This is a genomic window from Pseudoalteromonas sp. XI10 (assembly GCF_001469895.1).
GTDB lineage: Bacteria > Pseudomonadota > Gammaproteobacteria > Enterobacterales > Alteromonadaceae > Pseudoalteromonas.
This window is the reverse complement of record NZ_LOPY01000026.1, coordinates 143495-159812: the sequence shown is the minus strand read 5'-3', so window position 1 is coordinate 159812 and position 16318 is coordinate 143495. Positions and strand designations below refer to the sequence as shown.

Below are 16318 nucleotides of genomic sequence, written 5' to 3'. Positions count from 1 at the left end.
TAAAATCGTGCTTATTATGACCCTGCTTTTATTGCCATTTTTTGTTTGTAGGATTTTGGCGACATGCCATACCAGCGATGAAATGCATGATGAAATGCACTAATTTCAGAGTAGCCACATAAAAAGGCTATCTCAGTAACTGAAAGATCTGTTTCGTTTAACAACGAAACACTTTTTTGCTGTCTTAAACTTGCTAATTCTTTACTAAAACTTGTGCCCTCTTTTGCAAGACGGCGCTGCAGCGTTTTTTCACTCATATTAAGTGCTTTTGCCATTGCTTTACTGGTGGTTTGGCCTTGAATTAAATGCTCTTCAAGTAAAATTCTCAGTACCTGCGTCACATTCGTTTGCGTCACTAGTTTCATCTGACTTGATAACACAGGTTCACTGTCGGTATTTTCGCTAAAAAAAAGGCTGTGGGTCGTTGCGCCGTATTCAATTTTGCAATTAAAGTGCGCATTAATCTCACTGTGTGGCTCTTTACGTTGCAAGCAAATTCGCGTTGGGTGCCAATCTTTTCCCTTTACAGTGCGCGCTATTTTCACACAAAACGCCATAGGCGCTTCGTAGCTTAGCAGTGACATATCCCGCTCACCATCACTAAAGTTAAAGCGAAGTTCATACTCACTACCGTGATCGATCAAAGATACATTATGTGTATCGCCCATCAATTTTTGATACCGCAATATCAGCCGAAAAGCACTCAATAACTGTGTTGACTGAATAATCGCCATGCCTACCACCGGAATAGCGCGTACATTCATGTTACTGCCAACATAAAGACCTAAGTGGGTGTTTGGTAACATGGCTTGCGCTTGCTTCCAAAGCATACTGACACTGGCTTGTGGGTATCGGGCTGTTTGGCTACTTAATTCTGCTAAAGAAATATTTGCCGCTGCAAACAACTCAGTAATTGGTAAGCCCTGCCATTTAAACGACTCAGCCATAGCACGTAGCCACCAGCTTGATAAGGTTCTCATGAGCGTCCTAAATAAACAATTCAATGACCTATATTATCAAGTAAATAAAAGAATAAAAGCCTATTGTTAACCTGTAATTAACAACGGAGACAACAATATGGGCACTGTAGCAAGTAAACGCGAGTTCGCGAACTTTAAAGAGTTTTACCCCTATTACTTACAAGAACACAAAAATAAAGTCTGTCGACGCTTACATTTCATTGGCAGTTGGATTGTTTTGGCTATTTTGTTTGCCGCTATTTATCAGCAGCAATATAGCTTGCTAATTTTATGCCCAGTTGTGGGCTATGGCTTTGCTTGGGTTGGTCATTTCTTTTTTGAAAAAAATCGCCCCGCTACTTTTACACACCCTTTTTATAGCTTTATTGGTGATTGGGTCATGTTTAAAGACATTATTATTCGCAAAGTACCATTTTAGGAAAACACCATGACCATGAAACACACAGTATCAGATCAAGAATGGCAAGCCCGTGTTGAGCTCGCTGCCGCGTATCGCCTAGTTGCTTTATATGGCTGGGATGATTTAATTTTTACCCATATTTCAATGCGCGTTCCCGGCACAGACAACAAATTTTTGATAAACCCGTATGGCATGATGTTTCACGAAATTACCGCATCAAGTCTTATCAAAGTAGATCAACGATGTAATAAGCTGCATGACAGTGAATACCCAGTTAATCCTGCGGGGTTTAATATTCATAGCTGTATTCATATGGCGCGTGATGATGCCCATTGCGTTATTCACACCCACTCACTCAATGGCACGGCAGTGTCTGCCAACAAAGACGGCTTATTGCCTATCTCTCAGCAAGCTGTTGTTGTGCACTCAGGTTTGGGTTATCACGACTACGAGGGCATTGCCCTTAATCCTGCAGAGCAAGACCGTTTAGTGAATGACCTAGGTTCTAATAACTTCCTAATGCTACGTAATCATGGCCTATTAACAGTAGGTAAAACGGTCGCTGATGCATTTTTGTTTATGTATGTTTTTGAAGCTGCATGCGCTGTACAAACTCGTACTTCACAAAATACTGAGCAACTCGTACAAGTACCTAGCGCGATTATTGAGGGTATCAAAGGGCAAACTGAAGTTGCTACTAAGGGACTGGGTGGCGCAATTGCTTGGCCTGCCTTACTGCGCTTACTCGACAATAAAAGTCCGGGTTACGATCAATAAGGATATACCATGCAAATTGATATCATGACTAAAATAGTGCTGCCTTTAGCACTATTTATCATCATGTTTGGCATGGGGTTAGGGCTTAAAAAGCAAGACTTTGAGGCATTATTTATTAGCCCCAAAGCACTTTCAATAGGCTTAAGCTGCCAACTACTGTTATTGCCAAGCGTTGCGTTTTTATTAGCAATGAGTTTTACCCTATCCCCAGAGCTCGCTATTGGCCTGATTTTAGTGGCTTGCTGCCCGGGTGGTGTGACTTCAAACCTTTATACCTATTTATTCAAAGGGGATGTTGCGCTGTCAATAAGTCTAACAACGCTAGCAACATTTATCTCACCGTTTACCTTGCCACTGATTATGCATTTTGCCATGCATACATTGAGTGTGCCGGGCCACGAATTCGCTTTGCCCGTGATTAAAACCATAGTGCAAATGCTGATGATAACGGTACTTCCTGTTTGCTTAGGAATGGTATTTAATCACTTTAAACCCCATTTTAGCTTGAAAATAGAACCCTTTATACGTCGTTTTTCGAGTGTATTCTTAATTGTGATAGTGCTTAGCATTATTCATAAAAATGCTGACCAAATGCTGAGCTTTTTTGCGACCAGTGGCATTGCAACGCTGACATTAAACCTCAGCACGCTGTTACTAGGGTTGTTTTTTGCAAAAATATCGGGCTTAGATCACAAGCAACAAATGAGCATTGCGGTTGAAGTTGGGCTACAAAATGGCACCCTTGCCATTTTAATTGCGAGTACCTTAATCAATAATGCCGCCATGGCAATTCCAGGTGCAACCTATAGCTTATCAATGTTTGTAACGGGTTATATTTTTTGTCGCTTATTTAGCGCGCATCATACAAAACACCTTGCCATTCTCAACAAAGCATAAAAGCCAAAGTGATGACTAAAAACAAGGAAGTTTTTAATCACACAAAAAGTAATAAAAAACAGTTAAAATTTGAGATAACCAAATGAGTCTAAAACACACTTAATAACAAAGTTCATCACCCATCCTAACTATTAATTTTTTATTTATTTTTCATAACTATACCTAAATCATTAGTTATATTTTTTGCTCTGTGGTCAGTCTTGTTTAATAAGATATTTTCGTTCACTATCAACTTATGGCTTGTTATATAGGGACATATTGTGGCCGAACTTAATAACTCTAAATTGCCCGTTCATGTTGCTGAATTAAAGTTTGCACTTGATAACGTACCCGCATACGTTTACATAAAAAATGAGCTCGGGCATTACGTTTATGCTAATAAGCTTACCTTGGGTTTATTTGCTTGCTCTGAGCAAGAATTACATCATAGAAGTGATGTGGACTTTTTCCCGGTTCCTGACGTAAAAAAGCTAGCCAAAATAGACAAGCGGGTGCTCAGCGGTGAGCGGACCCGTGAAGAAGTTGAGCTTACCTTTCCCGACGGACACCAATATATTTTCTGGGAAGTGAAAACCCCTATTATTTGCGACACAGAGCCTAACAAAGTCATCGGCATTTTAGGTATTGCAACAGACATTACCGAACGAAAACACCTTGAAGAACAACTCCTCTACGCTGCCTCCACCGACCCGCTAACTGAACTTTTAAACCGCCGCTATTTTTATATTCGCTTATCGCTTGCGTTACAAATGAGCAAGCGCGACCAAAACTATGGTGCCGTAATATTTATCGACCTTAATAAGTTTAAAAAATTAAACGATCAATATGGCCACAATACCGGCGACGCTTATCTTGTTGAGATTGCTGAAAGAATGAAAACCGTTGTGCGCGAAAAAGACTGTTTAGCCCGCATTGGTGGCGATGAGTTTGTTGTATTACTTGAAGGGCTAGGCCGAAATGAGCAAACAGCCAAACAAAATGCCTATCGCGTTGCCGATAAACTGCAAACAGCCATCGAAGTTGAGTTTATTCACCAAGATCTTAACTATAAGGGCTCAGCCAGTGTTGGCGTCACCATGTTTTTAGGTACACAAAAAACAGCCGATGAAATTGTGGCGCAAGCTGATCAACACATGTATTTGATAAAACATGCACTGAATTATTAATACAATGCATAAAGAATAAAACTGTACTTAAATAGGTAACGATTACAAATCAATAGCGTGCTTTGCTTTGTGGTGGTAATCTGAGCAGTGAAAAATAATATTAATTGTATTAAGGAAAGTACATGGACCCCGTTTCTAGCATTTTAGACCTGTTGTTAAATGTAGAAGTCTTTCTTCTAATTTTTGTTTTAGTGCTACTAAAAAGTAGCGTTAAATTTGTGCCGCAAAATCGTGCCTGGTTAATCGAGCGTTTTGGTAAGTACCATTCGACCAAAGAAGCCGGCTTAAACTTTATTGTGCCATTTATCGACCGTATTGCCGCTGACCGCAGCTTAAAAGAACAAGCGCAAGATGTGCCTTCGCAGTCTGCTATCACCAAAGATAATATCTCGCTTATCGTCGATGGTGTGCTGTATTTCCGCGTGCTTGACCCGTATAAAGCTACGTATGGTGTTGATGACTATGTATTTGCAGTTACTCAGCTATCGCAAACAACGATGCGTTCTGAACTTGGTAAAATGGAACTAGATAAAACCTTTGAAGAGCGCGACATGTTAAACACCAACATAGTTACCGCGATTAACCAAGCATCTGAGCCTTGGGGTATTCAGGTTCTACGTTACGAAATTAAAGATATTGTGCCACCTAATTCTGTAATGGAAGCCATGGAAGCACAAATGAAAGCTGAGCGTGTAAAACGTGCGCAAATTTTAGAGTCTGAAGGTGACCGTCAGTCTGCCATCAACGTGGCTGAAGGTAAAAAGCAAGCCCAAGTCCTTGCTGCCGAAGCTGAAAAAGCCGAGCAAATTTTACGCGCTGAAGGTGAAGCGAAAGCGATTATCGCCGTTGCTGAAGCACAAGCAGATGCACTACGTAAAGTAGGTGAAGCCGCTGACACCGAACAAGGCCAAAAAGCAATTCAACTCGACCTAGCCACTAAAGCCATTGCCGCTAAAGAAGCCATTGCTCGTGAGTCATCTGTGGTATTACTTCCTGAAAGTGGTACTGACGCAAGCTCGCTTGTAGCTCAAGGTATGTCTATTATTAACTCTTTGAATAAAAAGCAACAAAGTTAGGTGGGCTGATGGCATTTTTAGATACCCATTTAGCCGAAGCTCTGATGATTATAGGTGTTATCGCGCTAATTGTTGAAGTTGCTGTACTGGGTATGAGTACCTATGTATTACTGTTTTTAGGCTTATCTTTATTTGCCAGTGGCTTACTAATGAATATAGGTCTACTTGATACGAGTTACACTACCGCGCTTTGGAGCAATATCGTGTTTACTCTTGGTTTTGCTCTCGTGCTTTGGAAACCTCTCAAACGCATGCAGGATAAAACCGATACTAAGCCGATACATAGCGATTTTGCTGAGCTTACCTTTGTCGTTAATGCCAATGTTGATGATAAAGGGTTAACCACACATCAGTATTCGGGTATTACATGGCAATTAAAAAGTCAGTCTCCCATTGCTGCTGGTAGCACAGTAAAAGTAACCGACAAACAAGTTGGCGTACTTTGGGTAGAGGCAGTATAACTCAGCAAGAATCAAACCTTATTTAGAGTCAAAACTCTATTTAGTTTTGTAACCGTGTTTGCTATGGTTAGAAGCACTCACGGTTACAAGCAAGGTTGCGAAAATGAACAATAACAAGGCTCTCGTTGTAGAAGGTGGTGCAATGCGTGGCATTTTTGCCACTGGCGTTCTGGATGCTTTTATTCAAGCTAATTACCAACCTTTTAATCAATGCTATGGTGTTTCTGCCGGAGCCACTAACATTGCCGCTTATTTGTGCGCCCAATACAAACGTAACCATGCAGTGATCACCGATTACTCTTGCCGACCAGAGTTCATCGATTTTATTCGCTTTATTAAAGGTGGCCACCTGTTTGATTTAGACTGGCTGTGGCAAGAAACCATCCGTGATATTCGTCTAGATCTCGACACCTTCGAAAAACAAGCCAGTGAATTTTATATAGTCACAACCAATATACAAACTGGACAGGCAGAATACTTAAAAGCAAATGCGGTTCATCTTGAAGAGCAATTAAAAGCCTCATGTGCGCTGCCGATTGCTTATCGAGAATTTCCTGTTATCGACAATTTACACCTCACTGATGGCGGCGTGGCAGATTCTATTCCTATTCGTAAAGCATACGAGATGGGTAATAAAGAAATCACCGTTATTTTATCTCAGCCTCTTGGCTATAAGAAAAAGCCTTCAAAAGCGCCTTGGTTCGTTAAACGCCTTTATAAAAACACCCCTGCATTAGCAGAAGCCACCTTAAGACGCGCAGAAAATTACAATCAAAGCATTGATTTTATTACCAACCCACCAAGCGATTGTAAAATTAATATTATTGCACCGCCACCCAACTTTGCAGTTGGTCGAACAACCAAATCATTTGAAAAACTCAGTGCGGGCTATGAAATGGGTTTAAATGCGGGCTCAAATTTTTTAACTCAAGTTGCTTAAGCTAACGCTTTAAAAACAGGAACAATTTTTAAGCGTTTTCGATGTCATTGGCTATACTTTAAAGAGTTATGTTAGCCAAGGATTGACCATGAAACTCCCCCTACCTTTTATTATTGCCTGCAGGGTTTTAATACTCTCTACTCTGTGTTTATTTTCATTTTTTAGCCAAGCTATTGAATGGCCTCAACAAGTGCAAACATCACAAGGCACACTCATTGTTTACCAGCCACAACCCGAGAAACTAAACGGTAATACTTTAACAGCCCGTGCAGCAATGTCATTTTCGGTTTCAGGTAGTGACGCTGTGTTTGGCGTATTTTGGTTTAGAGCTAAATTAGATACTGATCGCGAAAACGATACCGTCACCGTTCGCAATATGACTGTCACCGATGTACGCTGGCCTGAGTCAAAAGATGCAAGCGAACAAAAATTTACTGCTGTCGTTAATGAAGCAATAAAAACCAGTCAATTCGAAACCTCGCTTTCACAACTCACCGCCAGCCTTGAAAGTGCAGAAGCAGCAGAACAAAGTTTAACGCAGTTAAAAACCGACCCTCCAACGATTATTTTCAAAGAGCAACTGTCGGTATTATTGAGTTTTGATGGTGAACCTAAGTTTAGTAAAATTGAAAACAGCCAATATGAGCGCGCTTTAAACACCGCCATGACAGTGATTAAAGATAGCAAAAGCAAACTATGTTATCTCACCGATGGGCAATTTTGGTATCAGGCAAAACAAGCCAAAGGGCCTTATGACTATACTCAGTCGCCACCGGCTGAACTTGTAAAAATGCTTCCTAAAGATACCGAAAGCTCAGATCTAAGTGCGCCACCAGCCATTGTTGTTACAACTAAACCCACCGAACTTATTGCAACTGATGGCGCAGCTAAATGGAAAAGCTTAACAGGTGGCGAGCTCATGTATGTGTTTAACACTGAAACCCCGTGGCTACGTGAAATGCAAACGAATAACATGTACGTCTTGTTATCTGGACGCTGGTATCGCGCAAAACAACAAACAGGCCCATGGACCTTTGTACGTGGCGACGAACTACCAGAAAGCTTTGCCAATATTCCACCTGAATCAGATTTAGGGGGTCTCAGAGTTTCAGTTGCTGGCACTGAAGAAGCTGATGAAGCTGTATTAGATGCAAAAGTGCCGCAAACAGCGGCTATTAGCCGTAAAGATACGAGTTTAACTGTGTATTATGATGGCAAACCTAAATTTGAACGGATCCCGGGCACGCAGGTTTCTTATGCCATTAATACCGATGCACAAGTGCTGCAAATTAAAGGCAAATATTATGCAGTCGATAATGCAGTGTGGTTTAAGGCAGACTCCGCACAAGGCCCTTGGCTTGTTGCTGATAGCATTCCAAAAGATGACATCGCAAAAATTCCTCCAAGTTCCCCCGTTTACAACGTCACTTATGTCGAGATATACGAGTCAACTCCTGAAGTGGTGTATGTTGGTTATTACCCAGGTTACATGTGGTCATACCCTTATTATGGCGTGCCAGTGTATGGTACAGGTTGGTACTACCCACCATACTGGGGCGGTGGCTACTACTACCCTCGCCCACCAACTTGGGGTTTTAATATTGGCTATAACAACTGGACGGGTTGGTCGTTTGGCTTAAGTTGGAGCAATGGTTTTTTAAATCTAGGTATGAATTGGAATGTTGGATGGCCAACCCATTATCGACCTTATCATTGCTGTAATGGCTGGTATGGCGGTGGTTACCGCGGCCCAGTTATTATTAATAATGGCAATATCAATATTGGTAACAAAATTAATGTCGGTCATAAACCTGGCCACCATAATAAGCAACCAAGGCATAATATTTATAAACGCGATCAGAGTAAGTCTCGTCTCGCTTCAAAGCAGCAAGTGAAACGCGATTTAAAAACAGCCATCAGCCAACGCGATAAAGCAAACAACGTGTTTGCGGATCAAAAAGGTAACGTGCTCAAGCGTGATGCCGATAAATGGCAACAACGTGTTGAAGGTAAATGGCAAACATTACCTACCGATAAACAGCAACAAATCAAAGATCGAGCACAAAATATTGACCGCCAACAAGTGCAAAATAAATTGCAAAGCATAGATAAAAGTAAAGCGAAGCAAACATTACAGCAACGCCAGCACACTCAAAATAGGCAACAAAATCGTATGCAGCAATTAAATAGGGCAAATAGAGCACGTCAGCAAGGTATGCAGCGCCAACAAATGCGCCGTAATACACAAAGACAAATGCCTCGGCAAATGCCTAATCGCGGCCATTGATGTAAAAACAGGAACAAAACAAAGCCAGTGTAAATATTGGCTTTGTTATCTTAACCAAAGGTAACGCCCTCTGTGGCTACCTTTAAGTCGTAATAGATATGTATCTCAAGAAAAAGCCAGCAAAACAATTGCAAAAACTTGCTTAAAACCATTTCTCTATTAGCTTTAATACTAAGTCCTTACAAAAATTTGCACGCTCATGTTAAATAACTACACCGTTCGTACGCGATTAGCCGTCTTGGCTTTGTTACCGGTTACAGTTTTTGTGATCACCTCTATTTTTACAATGTCTATTATGTCGAACATGGTAAAAGGCATCGACAGTTTGTATGACGATAGAGTCATCCCCCTTGAGCAGATAAAAACAGTATCGGACAATTACGCGGTTAGTATTGTTGATCTATTCCATAAATACCGCGCTGAACAAATTTCAAAAACTGACTTTCTAGCCGCCGTTGAAAATGCAAAAAATGTTGCTGATAGCAAATGGAAAAGCTACTTAGGGACCAAGCTAACCACAGAAGAGCAGCGCTTAGTTAATATCGTGGAAAAGAATCTCGCTGTAGTAGAAAGCGAACTAAGCACGTTTTTAACCCAAGTTAAAAGTAACCAGCTTAAAGCAGTACCTAACGAGGTGTTCGTAAAAAGTCTTTACGATGTGTTTGACCCACTCAGTGAAAGCTATCAAGGGCTAATAAGCTTACAAATCAATGAGGCTAACAAGTTTAAAAACGCCGCAGATAAAGATTTTGCTCAGGTTAGTATTGCAATGACTGCCTCGATTACAATATTGATTATACTGCTGTTGGCAATTGCCTTTATTATATACCGCTCTATTCATAACCCATTGTTATCGCTTAGTGAAACGATAGGCTCTATCTCAGAAAATGCCGACTTACGTCTGCGTGCAACAACCCATGGTAATGACGAAATAGCCCAAGCAGCACATCACTTTAATGCCATGATGGAGCGCATTCATGCCTTAGTAAATGATGTAACCAGTGCAACACTCACCCTTTCATCTGCAGCTGAGCAAATGAACTCAATTAGCGACCAAGTTGCAAGCACAGCCACAGAGCAAGAACATCAATCAGCAATGATTGCTACTGCCATAACGCAAATGAGTAGTGCTATTGAGCAAGTTGCTGCAAATGCATTATCAACATCAGAAAAAGCCACTCACACTGATAAAACAGCCAAGCTGGGTCAGCAGTCTGTGCAAGAAAATATCGATTCAATAAACCGTCTTTCACATATCGTTAACGCGAATACAAAATTAATCAATGAGTTAAATACACAGTCAACCGATATCAATCAAGTGGTAATGATGATCCAAGGTGTTGCAGAACAAACCAATTTACTCGCTTTAAATGCTGCTATTGAAGCGGCACGCGCAGGTGAATCGGGTCGCGGTTTCGCAGTAGTAGCCGATGAAGTAAGGCAGCTTGCGCACAACACGCAAAAAGCTACGGCCAGTATTAACGAAATGATCAGTAAACTACAAACAATGGCGCAGCAAGCAGTGACCGCCATGGGTAATGCTGACGAAAGTGCTAAACAAAGTGTTGAATACGCAGAACGCTCATCACAATTACTGACTGAAATTACTCAAGAAATGGCACTTATCGCCGATATGAACAACCAAGTATCCACCGCAACCGATGAGCAAACCACTGTTGCTAACGAACTTAGTTGTAATATTAATGAATTTAGTAGTAGCATTTCATTGGTTAGCGAAAGCTCGCAACAAAATGCACAAGCCAGCCAAGAACTGGCCTCATTGGCTTCGCGTTTACAACAGCAGGTACATGTTTTCAAAGTATAATCGTATAAACCTGCGCTCAAAAAAGGACTTAAATTAATGAACAGGGCAATAATAATCTTGCTAATGACGTTTGCTCTGTTGAGTCTACAAGCCTTTTGCCATGAACAAATTGTTATACAGCTTGCAAAGCCAAATTATACCGATGCGGTAAAAAACCAATATATTCACGATATTCTCGACCAAAGCTTTGCCGCAATGGATGTGGATGTAGTGCTGCTATACAATGTTAAACCAATGAATAATAAACGTATTATAGAGCAGCTGAGTCATAATAAAACGATTACCTTAGCATGGCTTTCTTTACCTCACGAGCAAGTTGATTCATTAGTCAGAACGACTATTCCTCTCTACAAGGGCTTACATGGCCAGCGCTTACTAATTATTCGTCATGAAGACCAAGAAAAGTTTAGCAACATCGAAACCCTTGCTGAATTAACTCCCTTGGTTGGCCTGCAACAACAAAGTTGGTCCGATTATACCGTACTGAAAAACAATGGTTTAACGGTCAATGGCGAGCTTGATTACCCAGGGATGGTAAAAGCCCTTGAAACAGGACTCGGTGATTACTTTCCACGCTCAGTACTGGCAATTGGCACCGAACTGAATAGACTAAAACAGTTCAATTTTGTCATTGCGCCAAACATTATGTTGCAATACCCCAGCGACTATTACTTTTACTTAAGCAAAGAGAATCAACATATTAGAAATATACTAGAACAAGGTATGCAAAAACTGCAGCAATCAGGTGAACTTGAGAAGCTCTATTTGCAATACTTTGGTGATGTTGAAAAACAATTTTATTTAAAGCAACGTCACATCATAACGCTAAAAAATAAGGAGTAAGCATGCTAAAAGCGCTGCTAATTATCATTATGACATTGGCGATTTTTGCTGCGGGTTTTATAGCTGGAGTGTACAGTTTACCTATTTTAACTGAACAACCAGCACCCGATATTGCTATTTTAAAGCAGCACCAAGGTCGATCGCAGTTTAGTGCAACGTTTAAGCCCGACCTCAAAGGCTCAGATCGATTGCATTATGGTGATGGCAAGGTGTATCTAACGAATGATGCTATTTCTATGCAGGGCACGTTATCACCTGGACCTGACTATCAACTTTATCTATCGCGAAACTTTATTGATAACGAAGCCGATTTTTTAGCACAAAAAGGCACAATGCAGCGTGTTGCAGGAGTGCGTTCGTTCAATGGTTTTAAATTAGTTGTACCACAAGGTATCGATGTCAGTGATTACAATACAGTAGTTATTTGGTGTGAAAGTTTTGAGGAATTTATAACCGCAGCACAGTATCAGTAGCTGGATTAATAAAAACAAAGCCGCCTTTGGAGAGGGCGGCTTTAAAGCGGCAGCTATGGGTGTGAGCTGCCTAATCAAGAGTCATTAAGCTGCATCTTCTGTGCTTTGAGTCTCATCGCTGTGGCGAATTAAGTAATCAAATGCACCTAAGCTTGCCGTTGCACCACTGCCCATGGCAATAATGATTTGCTTAAACGGCGTTGTTGTTGCATCACCTGCAGCGTAAACACCCGGTAATGATGTTGCACCTTTGCTATCAATTTCGATTTCGCCAAAGCGAGTCAGTGATAACGCTGAATCTTTTAACCACTCAGTGTTTGGCACCAAGCCGATTTGCACAAAGATACCTGCAAGCTCAAGTGATTTTTCATCGCCAGAGATGCGGTCAATGTAGCTTAAGCCTGTTACTCGTTTACCATCACCAACAACTTCAGTCGTTTGCGCGTTTTTGATAATAGTAATGTTGTTTAAGCTATTTGCTTTACGAATAAGTACTTCATCAGCACGTAAGGTATCAGCAAACTCCAGCACGGTGACATGCTCAACAATGTTTGCAAGGTCAATTGCAGCTTCAATACCTGAGTTACCACCGCCGATTACTGCTACCGCTTTGCCTTTAAATAACGGACCATCACAGTGAGGACAGTAAGCAACGCCATGACCGCGATACTCTTTCTCCCCTGGCACATTCATTTCACGCCAGCGTGCACCGGTTGCTAATACCACTGATTTAGCATTTAAAACCGCGCCATTTTCTAGCGTAATTTGATAATTATCTTGCTTAGTAAGCGATGCCGCACGTTGGTTTTGCATAACATCAACGTCGTATTCTTTTACGTGCTCTTCAAGTTGTGCAACCAATTTAGGACCTTCGGTCGCTTTAACTGATATAAAGTTTTCAATTGCTAATGTGTCTGAAACCTGACCACCAAAACGCTCTGCAACCACACCCGTATTTAAGCCTTTACGTGCTGAATAAATTGCCGCAGAAGCGCCTGCTGGGCCACCACCAACAACAAGTACATCGAATAACTCTTTATCGTTCAGTGCTTCGGCTTGGCGTGCAGCCGCTTTGGTATCTACTTTATTTAGAATGTCGGTCAAGTTTACAGCGCCTTGACTGAATAACTCACCGTTTAAGTACACAGCCGGTACTGCTAACACATTACGCTCGTTCACTTCGTCTTGGAACAAGGCGCCATCAATCATCGTAGCCGTAATATTTTCATTGTGTGCCGCCATCAAGTTAAGTGCTTGCACTACTTGCGGACATGTTTGACAACTTAATGAGATATACACTTCAAAGTTAAGCGGCCCAGGCAATGATTTAATTTGTTCAATTTCAGTCTCTGTTGCCTTGCTTGGATGACCGCCTGTATGCAGTAGAGCAAGGATCAAACTGGTGAATTCGTGGCCCATAGGCACACCCGCAAATGTGATTTGCGTATTGTTAATAGGTGAAGATACCACCATAGACGGACGACGTACGTCTTGGTTAGGGTTATCTCGCACCGAGAATTTGTCGCTTAACGAAGCTAAATCGTTTGCTAAGTTTTTAAGTTCTGTTGATTTATTGCTGTCATCCAAGGCGATAAGCAGCTCAACAGGGCTGGTAATAGAAGCAAAGTGGCTTGTTAATTGGTTTTTGATATTCGTATCTAACATGGCTTAGCCCTTGAGTTCAGAATAAATAATCTAGAAAAATTTTAAATATAACTGCCCACCACCCGCTAATGTGCTTAATGTGAGTTGTGATGGGCAATTAAGGTTGCATTGAGATAGCAAAGCAAAGCTTTGCTATCGTTTAATGCAGTGGCAAATTAGATTTTGCCAACTAGGTCTAGTGAAGGAGCAAGTGTCTCTTCACCTGGCTGCCATGATGCAGGACATACTTCACCATCGTGGTTAGCAATGTACTGTGCAGCTTGTACTTTACGTACTAACTCTTTCGCACTACGGCCGATACCTAAGTCGTGAGTTTCGATTACTTTGATTTCGCCTTCAGGGTTCATTACGAATGTACCACGAAGAGCAAGACCTTCGTCTTCAATCATCACACCGAAGTTACGAGTAATACGACCTGTAGGGTCACCAATCATTGGGAATTTGATTTTACCAATTGTGTCAGACGTATCGTGCCATGCTTTGTGAGTGAAGTGTGTGTCAGTAGATACTGAGTAAACTTCAACACCCATTTCTTGAAGTTGCTCGTAGTAATCAGCAACATCACCTAGCTCTGTAGGACATACGAAAGTGAAATCTGCTGGGTAGAAGAAGAAGATTGACCACTTACCTAGCACGTCTTTTTCTGTTAGTTCTACAAAGTCACCGTTGTGGTAAGCTGTTGCATTGAATGGTTGTAGTTTTGTGTTAATTAATGAAGTGCTCATAGTATTCCTCATTGATGTATTTAAAAATGTTTAATTAACGCAGCCTTGCGTCTGCTTGATTAATACAATAGAGGTATGAGCGATTAAAATAAAATTGATTGTTTAGATTAAATTGATTTGTTTTTTAGATTGAAGTGCACAGAATAGCAAAAACTATAAAGCCCTCAATCACTTATGTAACAAAGGGCTTTCACTTCAGGGAATAAAATTACTTACTAAAACCGTATAAACTCTTTGGTTTAATGTAGTTAGGCTCAATTCCTTGCTCTTTTGCGGCTGCTAACATCACTTGCTCAATCCAACCTGCATCCATAATGTTCATATAGTTACCATCTGGGTCAAAGTTAATGTTAGACCCCATAACAACCATAAAGGTATCGGTCACTTCAGTGTTGTCTGCTGGTACTTGAAATTGATGAATCGAACCGCCTGGCTCAAACAAATAGCTACCAGCCACTTGTAAATCGTCTGGGTATTCTGTGTAGTGCCAGCTGCCCGCCAAGGTATATAAATGTACAACACCAGTATGAAAGTGCTTTGGCAAAACCGTACCCGGCTCAAATAAAACACGTAATACCCATACCCCATTTTCAGAATCGAGCATGAGTGGATAAATGTGCACGCCCGGTAAAGCGTTTTTAATTAGCTTTTCATCATTAGTATGAATAGTCAGTAAGAAATTTTGATGATTAATAATATCTGGTAATGCCATATGTGTGCCCTCTTTTCACTTGCTTCAATAAGTTAACTAGTTATCTTTAATTTGCTGTGGCGGTATCTGTGCGTGGCTCTTCTTTACATAGCCCTTGTTCATACGCCCACTGCAATGCATGTTGCATACCTTGCTGTAAGGTAAATTCTGGTTTATAGCCAAAAATGCTTTGCGCCTTTTCATTACTGTACGCTGCACTTTTACGACTTAGCATGCGCATGGTCGACGGATTGATATCTGTGGTTTTACCAACAAGGTGATAACACCACTCAATGAACCCTGTTAGCTTTAACGCCAAAGCCAAATTCACTACTGTGACGTGCTTTTTCCCTTGTGCCTGTGCCAAGTAATTAAAATAAACTTGATTAGTCACTTGCTCAGGGCCTGATAGATTAAAAATTTCACCGCTTGCATCGTCACTCATGGCACTTTGGTAAATACCTTTGACTAAATCATCAATATAAACAGGCCCAAACATGCCCTCTGGTACCATAAACATGCCTTTGCCGATTTCTTGTAATGGGTAAGCTATCCATGGCCTTGAGCCGGGCCCATAGACATCGCCCGGGCGAATTATTGTGACATTGAGTTTTTTACTGGCGTGATAGCTTAGCGATAAATGCTCGCTCATCATTTTCGAATCGTTATAGGCTCTGCCATCAGGGAACAAAGGCGCATCTTCTTTAATATCAGTTTGCCAATCACTGCCATAGACAGCCGTCGACGAAATTTGAATAAAGCGCTTTACTGTGTTTACAACCACCGCTGCATCCAGTAAGTTTTTCGTCCAACCCACATTCGCCTGCCATGTTTGCTTATAGCTAAACGCATTTGAAACAATAGCCGCTGTATGAATAACTAAATCGCAGTCATTCATTAATGAGCGCCAACTCGCTGGCTCATTCAAATTACCTGCAACAATGTTAAATTCTTCACAGGGTGTTAAATCAACGCCGCATACATCGACTCCATGCGCCTTAAAGTAGCGCGCAAGTGTGCGGCCAATAAAGCCATTACCACCACTAATAAAAACTTTTGAGTAGTTCATTGTGTGTTCCTCTAAGCACGTTACAGCCTTAATTGCAGCTAGC

General features: G+C 41.2%; 16 protein-coding genes. 11 read left to right on the top strand and 5 right to left on the bottom strand.

What is annotated here, in order from left to right; translation table 11 throughout:
• Positions 1 to 14: 14 nt before the first annotated feature.
• The gene (locus AUR67_RS06970) at positions 15 to 980 is read right to left on the bottom strand and encodes an AraC family transcriptional regulator (protein WP_058584722.1); all 966 of its coding nucleotides are present in this window, start codon (positions 978 to 980) and stop codon (positions 15 to 17) included.
• Positions 981 to 1077: 97 nt separating this feature from the next.
• Between AUR67_RS06970 and AUR67_RS06965 the strand changes: the two genes are divergently transcribed.
• From AUR67_RS06965 to AUR67_RS06915, 11 genes are all read left to right on the top strand, one after another.
• Entirely contained in the window at positions 1078 to 1398 is a 321-nt protein-coding gene (locus AUR67_RS06965; RefSeq protein ID WP_058584721.1) for a DUF962 domain-containing protein, read from the top strand.
• A 9-nt stretch (positions 1399 to 1407) separates the two neighbouring features.
• The gene (locus AUR67_RS06960) at positions 1408 to 2157 is read left to right on the top strand and encodes a class II aldolase/adducin family protein (RefSeq protein ID WP_058584720.1); all 750 of its coding nucleotides are present in this window, start codon (positions 1408 to 1410) and stop codon (positions 2155 to 2157) included.
• Positions 2158 to 2166: 9 nt separating this feature from the next.
• Complete coding sequence (locus AUR67_RS06955) at positions 2167 to 3054, top strand: bile acid:sodium symporter family protein (RefSeq protein ID WP_082665595.1); 888 nt, start codon at positions 2167 to 2169, stop codon at positions 3052 to 3054.
• Positions 3055 to 3314: 260 nt separating this feature from the next.
• Positions 3315 to 4220: a GGDEF domain-containing protein gene (locus tag AUR67_RS06950; RefSeq protein WP_058584719.1), complete on the top strand. Its 906-nt coding sequence runs from the start codon at positions 3315 to 3317 to the stop codon at positions 4218 to 4220.
• 122 nt (positions 4221 to 4342) lie between these two features.
• Positions 4343 to 5296, top strand: coding sequence for an SPFH domain-containing protein (locus tag AUR67_RS06945; RefSeq protein ID WP_054562473.1), 954 nt, complete (start codon positions 4343 to 4345; stop codon positions 5294 to 5296).
• A gap of 8 nt (positions 5297 to 5304) precedes the next feature.
• Positions 5305 to 5757 carry an NfeD family protein gene (locus AUR67_RS06940; protein WP_058584718.1) on the top strand — a complete coding sequence of 151 codons (453 nt, stop codon included), beginning with the start codon at positions 5305 to 5307 and terminating at the stop codon, positions 5755 to 5757.
• Positions 5758 to 5860: 103 nt separating this feature from the next.
• Positions 5861 to 6697 (top strand): patatin family protein, encoded by an 837-nt coding sequence (locus AUR67_RS06935; RefSeq protein WP_058584717.1) that lies wholly within the window; start codon positions 5861 to 5863, stop codon positions 6695 to 6697.
• 88 nt (positions 6698 to 6785) lie between these two features.
• Positions 6786 to 8984: a hypothetical protein gene (locus AUR67_RS06930; RefSeq protein WP_058584716.1), complete on the top strand. Its 2199-nt coding sequence runs from the start codon at positions 6786 to 6788 to the stop codon at positions 8982 to 8984.
• A 199-nt stretch (positions 8985 to 9183) separates the two neighbouring features.
• Positions 9184 to 10809, top strand: a complete 1626-nt coding sequence (locus AUR67_RS06925) for a methyl-accepting chemotaxis protein (protein ID WP_058584715.1) — start codon at positions 9184 to 9186, stop codon at positions 10807 to 10809.
• Between the two features lie 36 nt (positions 10810 to 10845).
• Positions 10846 to 11652, top strand: a complete 807-nt coding sequence (locus AUR67_RS06920) for a substrate-binding periplasmic protein (RefSeq protein ID WP_058584714.1) — start codon at positions 10846 to 10848, stop codon at positions 11650 to 11652.
• Positions 11653 to 11654: 2 nt separating this feature from the next.
• On the top strand, positions 11655 to 12125 hold the full coding sequence (locus AUR67_RS06915; RefSeq protein ID WP_058584713.1) for a DM13 domain-containing protein: 471 nt from the start codon (positions 11655 to 11657) through the stop codon (positions 12123 to 12125).
• An 84-nt stretch (positions 12126 to 12209) separates the two neighbouring features.
• On the opposite strand, the gene ahpF is transcribed toward AUR67_RS06915, so the two are convergent.
• The 4 genes from ahpF to AUR67_RS06895 all read right to left on the bottom strand — a co-directional run bounded on the left by ahpF (position 12210) and on the right by AUR67_RS06895 (position 16275).
• Positions 12210 to 13790, bottom strand: coding sequence for an alkyl hydroperoxide reductase subunit F (ahpF, locus tag AUR67_RS06910; protein WP_058584712.1), 1581 nt, complete (start codon positions 13788 to 13790; stop codon positions 12210 to 12212).
• Positions 13791 to 13945: 155 nt separating this feature from the next.
• The gene (ahpC, locus tag AUR67_RS06905) at positions 13946 to 14515 is read right to left on the bottom strand and encodes an alkyl hydroperoxide reductase subunit C (RefSeq protein WP_054553958.1); all 570 of its coding nucleotides are present in this window, start codon (positions 14513 to 14515) and stop codon (positions 13946 to 13948) included.
• A 208-nt stretch (positions 14516 to 14723) separates the two neighbouring features.
• A complete protein-coding gene (locus tag AUR67_RS06900) occupies positions 14724 to 15227 on the bottom strand; it encodes a 2,4'-dihydroxyacetophenone dioxygenase family protein (protein ID WP_058584711.1) in 504 nt (167 codons plus the stop codon).
• Between the two features lie 46 nt (positions 15228 to 15273).
• On the bottom strand, positions 15274 to 16275 hold the full coding sequence (locus AUR67_RS06895; protein WP_058584710.1) for an NAD-dependent epimerase/dehydratase family protein: 1002 nt from the start codon (positions 16273 to 16275) through the stop codon (positions 15274 to 15276).
• Positions 16276 to 16318 lie beyond the last annotated feature (43 nt).